Annotated in this window: 4 protein-coding genes and 1 pseudogene; 4 read left to right on the top strand and 1 reads right to left on the bottom strand. The window is 73.8% G+C overall.

The features are described from left to right. Positions 1-355 precede the first annotated feature (355 nt). The 4 genes from AB0G02_RS26425 to AB0G02_RS26410 all read left to right on the top strand — a co-directional run bounded on the left by AB0G02_RS26425 (position 356) and on the right by AB0G02_RS26410 (position 5,597). Positions 356-1,153, top strand: a complete 798-nt coding sequence (locus tag AB0G02_RS26425) for a DUF692 domain-containing protein (protein WP_360798561.1) — start codon at positions 356-358, stop codon at positions 1,151-1,153. Beyond that, positions 1,150-1,509, top strand: a complete 360-nt coding sequence (locus tag AB0G02_RS26420; RefSeq protein WP_360798558.1) for a hypothetical protein — start codon at positions 1,150-1,152, stop codon at positions 1,507-1,509. The genes AB0G02_RS26425 and AB0G02_RS26420 overlap by 4 nt, the downstream gene beginning before the upstream one ends. 17 nt (positions 1,510-1,526) lie before the next feature. Next, complete coding sequence (locus AB0G02_RS26415; protein WP_360798564.1) at positions 1,527-1,991, top strand: hypothetical protein; 465 nt, start codon at positions 1,527-1,529, stop codon at positions 1,989-1,991. A 318-nt stretch (positions 1,992-2,309) separates the two neighbouring features. Further along, a complete protein-coding gene (locus AB0G02_RS26410; protein WP_360798555.1) occupies positions 2,310-5,597 on the top strand; it encodes a S8 family serine peptidase in 3,288 nt (1,095 codons plus the stop codon). A 46-nt stretch (positions 5,598-5,643) separates the two neighbouring features. Here AB0G02_RS26410 and AB0G02_RS26405 read toward each other — a convergent pair. Then, positions 5,644-5,860, bottom strand: a pseudogene (locus tag AB0G02_RS26405) (hypothetical protein); the annotation flags it as partial.

The following is a 5,860-nucleotide window of genomic DNA, read 5'->3' as shown; positions in this document are numbered from 1 at the left end:
GGCAGCGGCCGGGTCGAGCGGTGGCCGGGTGGCGATGTTGGTCGGGTGGGCGGCGGCCGGGGGACGGTGGTGACGGGAGGTGCGGTGGTCGGGCGGGCGGCGATGGCCGTGGTGGCGGTGATGGCTCGGGCGGCGGCGGGGTGGTGGGTTGGTGCGGCGGCGGGGTGGTGGCGGGTGTGGCGGGTGGAGGGACAGAGTCGGGTGGGTTGGCGGGGCTCCTTATTTGTTCTAACCGACGTTCGAGCGGATGGATAACGGCGTTTTCTGGATGACGATCTGCCACGATCACCCGATCGTGTCCGGCCGGCACCGGAACGAAGATCGGCAGCTCAACGGAGTGGAAGGTGGGTGGCACGTGGACAAGTTGGGTGTCGGCATCGGCTGGCGGGCGGAGATCGATCTCACCGTCGAACAGTTGCCGGGGGTCGACTTCGTCGAGGTGGTCGCGGAGAACCTGCACGTCGAGCACCTGCCCGAGTCCGTCCTCCTGCTCCGCGAGCGCAACGTCCCGGTGCTCCCGCACGCCGTCTCGCTGTCGCTCGGCGGAGCGGAGCCGGTCGACCCCCAGAGGGTCGCGCACCTGGCCTCCCTGGCCGAAGCGCTGGACGCCCCGCTGGTCTCCGACCACGTCTGCTTCGTCCGCGCGGGCGGTTTGGACTCCGGGCACCTCATGCCGCTCCCCCGCACCCGCGACGCGCTGGACGTGCTCGTCGCCAACGTCAGAGCGGCGCAGCAGGACCTGCCGGTACCGCTGGCCCTGGAGAACGTCGCGGCGCTCCTCGAATGGCCCGACGGCGAACTCACCGAGGGGCAGTTCCTGGCCGAGCTGGTCGATCGCACGGACTGCCACCTGCTGATCGACGTCGCCAACCTCTACGCCAACGCCCGCAACCTCGGCACGGACGTGGCCCGCTTCCTGGACGAGATCCCGCTGGAACGCCTGGCCTACGTGCACGTCGCGGGCGGCGAGGAGCACCACGGCGTCTACCACGACACGCACGCCCACGCGGTGTTGCCCGAGGTGCTCGACGTGCTCTCCCAGCTGTGTTCCCGGGTCGACCCGCCGGGTGTCCTGTTGGAACGGGACGACGACTACCCGGCCGACGCGGAACTGGCCGCGGAGCTGGCCGCGATCCGGGCGGTGGTGGGGTGACGCAGCCGCAGCGCGACCGGGTGGGTGCGGCGCAGGCCGAGCTGTTGCGGGCGTTGTTGGCCGGCGGGTCGCCGCCCGCGGGGTTCGACGAGCAGCGGTTGCGGGTGGAGCGGCGGGCGTTGCTGAACAAGCGGCGCGGGATCGTGGAGATGCTGCGGCCCGAGGTGGCGGTCGAGCTGGGCGAGCGGTTCCGGCCGTTGTTCGACGCCTACGCGAGCGCGCACCCCAAGGAGGTGGGCACGCGGTTCCGCGAGGACGCCGCGCGGTTCGTGGAGTGGGCCGTCGAGCGGGGCGAGTTGAGGCGGAAGGAGCCTCCGAAGAAGTCGCGTTGGTGGCGCCGGGGAGGCGGGGAGTGAAGGTCTGGCCGTTGAGCGTGCTGTTGCTGGCCACGGGGTGCGGGGTGTTCGGCGCGGGCGGTGACGTGGCGTGCACGGCGATCGGCACGCCGGTCGGGGTCGGTGTGGACATCGCGCACCCGGGGGTGGTGTCCGGCTCGATCGAGGTGTGCTGGGACGGCTCCTGCGCGACCCCGTCGCTGGCGTTGAACCCGTCGAGCAGGATCGCCGGCACGACCTGCACCGGCACCGGCCCGGACGACTCGTGCGGCGCGAGCTCCGAGCCGACGACGGGGAAGCACGGGTTCGCGGACGTGCCGGAGCTGCCCGCGAGGCCCGTCACGGTGACCTTGCGGTTGCTGGACCGGTCCGGATCCGCGGTCGTGGACAGCCGGGTCGTGGTGACGCCCGCGATGGCCCACCCGAACGGTCCGGACTGCCCCGCCGGTGGACCGCAGGCGGGGATCTCGGTCGGCGCCGACGGCTCGGTCACCGCCCGGTGAGCAACCGCCTGTTCCGCTGAGCCGGGGCGCCACCGCGACCGGGGCTTGCAAGATCGACTGAGTGATCACGTGCGGCGAGGGGCGTTCACCCGTGCGGCCGCCACCTCTCCCCCGCGTCCGACGTTCGGTGACGGCCGCTGGCCCGTTCGAGGGCGGAACTCCCCACCATGAGTGGCTGACCTCACCCTGAGGGGTGGATAGCGTCGAAGTCGTTGGGGGGCTTCGACCGTTCCGGTTCTTCGCCGCACCGTGAGCCGGCGGCGTCTTCCGACTGCGCGTTCACACCACGCGGACAACCAGATTCGGGAGGTATCTGTGTTGACGAGATCACGAAGGCGCGGGATCGGGTGGGGAGCGGCCGTCCTGGCGGCCGGGCTCGTGGCGGGCACGGCAACGGGGGTTGTCGCCGCGACGGGGGTTGCCGCCGCGACAGGGGCTGCCGCCGCGACACCGGATCGACCCGCCCGGCCCGACCGGCACACCGGCGACGCGCCGACCGTCACGCTCATCACGGGCGACCAGGTCGTGCTCAGCGGTGCCGCGGTCGGCTCGTTCCGCCCCGGACCCGGTCGCGAACGGGTCGGCTTCCAGACGTTCCACCGCGACGGCCGGCTGCACGTCGTCCCGCGCGACGCGCTCGACGCGGTCGCCGGGGGCAGGCTCGACCTGCGCCTGTTCGACGTGACCGGGCTGGTCGAGGACGGCTACGACGACACCGCGCGCGACACCCTGCCGCTGATCGTCACCCGGCGGGACGGCGCCGCGCTGCGGGCCGCCGGTGCGCACGTCACCCGTGAGCTGCCCGCCGTCGACGCGGTCGCCGTGCGGGCGGTGAAGACCGAGGCCGCCGCGGCGTTCCACTCGCTGGTGGACGACCCCGGTGTGGAGAAGGTCTGGTTGGACGGCATCCGCCACCCGAGCCTGGACCGGTCCACCGCGCAGATCGGCGCACCGACGGCGTGGCAGGCCGGCTACACGGGGCAGGGCGTCAAGGTCGCCGTCCTCGACGGCGGGGTCGACGGCGCGCACCCCGACCTCGCGGGCAAGGAGGTCGCGGAGCGGAACTTCACCGACGACCCCGACGCCACCGACGTCGACGGCCACGGCACGCACGTCGCCTCGACCATCGCCAGTGGCGGCGGCAGGTACAGGGGTGTCGCGCCCGACGCGCGGATCCTCGACGGCAAGGTGTGCGTCCTCTACGGCTGCTCGGAGTCCTCGATCCTCGACGGGATGCAGTGGGCCGTCGACCAGGGCGCGGACGTGGTGAACCTCAGCCTCGGCGGCTACGACTCGCCCGAGGTCGACCCGCTGGAAGAAGCCGTGAACACGCTGTCCGCCCGCAGCGGCGCGCTGTTCGTGATCGCCGCGGGCAACTCGGGCCGGCCGGGCACGGTCGGCTCCCCGGGCAGCGCGGACGCGGCGCTGACCGTCGGCGCGGTCGAGCGGGACGACGGGATCGCGTCCTTCTCCAGCCGCGGACCGCGGGTCGGGGACGGCGCGGTCAAGCCGGACATCACCGCACCGGGCGTCGGGATCGTCGCGGCGAAGGCCGCCACCGGCAGCATCGGCACCCCGGTGGACGACACGCACGTGGCGCTCTCCGGCACGTCCATGGCCACCCCGCACGTCGCGGGGGCCGCCGCGTTGATCGCGCAGCAGCACCCCGACTGGACCGGCGCGCGGATCAAGGCCGCCCTCATGGCGTCGGCCAAGGGCAACCCGGCGCTGACCGCGTTCGACCAGGGCGCCGGCCGCGTCGACCTGGCCAGGGCCATCACCACCACCGTCACCGCCGACCCGCCGAGCCTGGCCCTGGGATCGCAGGCGTGGCCGCACGAGGACGACACCCCGGTCACCGAGGAAGTCACCTACCGCAACAGCGGGACCGCGCCGGTGACGTTCCCGGTGTCCGTCGACGCCAGGGGCCCGGACGGCGGACCGGCACCCACCGGCCTGTTCACCGTCACCCCGACCACCGTCACGGTGCCCGCGGGCGGGGAGGCGACGGTGGCCGTCACCGCCGACACCAGGGTCGGCACGGTCGACGGCGCGTTCTCCGGCACGGTGGTTGCGGGCGACGCCGTGCGCACACCGGTCAGCGCGGAGCGCGGTGTCGAGAGCTACGACGTCACCACGACGTTCCTGGACGCCGAGGGCCGGGCGCCCACGTTCTACAGCGCCGTCCTGATGGGTGTGGACAACAACGCGTTCATCCTCCTCGACAACGCCGCCAACACCGTCACCACCCGCCTGGCCAAGGGCGAGTACCTGGTCTACGCGCAGATCCTGACCGGCGACGAGGCGGACGCCCGGTTCGCCGTGCTGGCCCAGCCCTCGCTGCCGGTCACCGCGACCACGCACGTCACCCTCGACGCCCGCACCGCCGGGCCGGTCCGGATCACCCCGCCCGATCCCGGCGCGGTGCCGGCCATCGGTGACTTCAACCTGGAACGCAGGTCCGGCGGCCACCGGGCCGGGTTCGGCGTGGCGTTCCTCGGGGGGTTGCCCGAGCGCCTGACGGTCGGCCACGTCGGCCCGGAGCTGCCCGCCGACGAGCTCGACGTCGTGATCGGGGCCCAGTTCGAGGGCACACCGGACGGCGACACCCCGGTGCACCACCGGTTCGCGTGGGCCCGGCAGGGGCGGGTGCCCACCGGTTTCGTCCGCGCGCCCGCCGCGCGCGAGCTGGCCGAGGTGCGGTCGGCGTTCGGACCCGGTCCGGCCGGTGACGAGTTCCTCCTCGGCGGCAACGCGAGCACGTCCAGGGGGTCCGGTGGCTGGGCGGTGCTGTTCCCGGTGCGGCCGGGCGGCGCGGCGATCGACCGGGTGAACACCGACGGGGTGATCTGGACCTGGCGGTACTTGCAGGTCCACGAGCAGTCCGACTTCATCGCGAACTACACGTCACCCCAGCGCGAGTACCGCCCGGGTGATCGCGGGCGGGAGCGGTTCGCGTTCCCGGTGTTCGGGCCGGGTCTGCCGGCGTCGGGGTTCGACTACCTGGGTCGGGTCGAGGACCAGCTCGTGGTGCAGGTGCCGTTGTTCAACGACGCCGCCGACCACCTGGGCGGCTCGCGGTACGAGTCCGCGCGCACCGCCCTCTACCGCGACGGCGTCGAGGTCGGGGAGGTGCCGGAGCCGGGCGGGCAGTTCGCCGTGCCGCCGGGCGAGGCCCGGTACCGGGTGGAGGTCGACGTCGTCCGCGCCGCCCGCGTCACCGACCTGACCTCGCGGGTCACCGGCGCGTGGACGTTCCGCTCGCAGACCACGCCGGCCGGTCCGCTGCACCGGCTGCCGATGTCGGTGGTGCGGTTCACGCCCCGGCTCGACGCCGACGGCGGCACGCCCGCCGGACGCCTGCTGCGCCTCCCGCTGGAGGTGGAACAACAGCAGGGCGCGGACAACGGCCGCGTCCGCAGGGTCGAGGTCGAGGTGTCGTTCGACGACGGCAGGACGTGGTCGGCGGTGCCCGTCGTGGGCGGGGCCGCGCTCGTGCGCAACGCCGGCAGGCCGGGCGGCTACGCCTCGCTGCGCGCCAAGGGCTCCGACAGCAGGGGCAACACGTTCGAGCACTCGGTGATCCGGGCCTACCGGCTCACCTAGGAGCGGACCGGGGAGGAGGGGCGTCCGAACGTCCCTCCTCCCCGGGTCACCACGTGTCCTTGCGGAAGATCGAGCCACCCTCGTCCGGGTCGTCGTCCACCGGTGGGCGGCGCGCGGGCGGCGGCGGGGGCGGGGACTGCTGCTGGAACGTCTGCGGCGGCTGCTGCTGCGGCGGCTGCGGCGGGTAGTTGCGCACCGGCTGCTGGAACGTGCCGGGCGGCTGCTGGTACTGCGGTGCGCCACCCGGAGCGCCCGGCGCGGTC

It is taken from the genome of Actinosynnema sp. NPDC023658, assembly GCF_040639995.1.
GTDB lineage: Bacteria > Actinomycetota > Actinomycetes > Mycobacteriales > Pseudonocardiaceae > Actinosynnema.
This window is presented reverse-complemented; position numbering and strand designations above follow the sequence as displayed.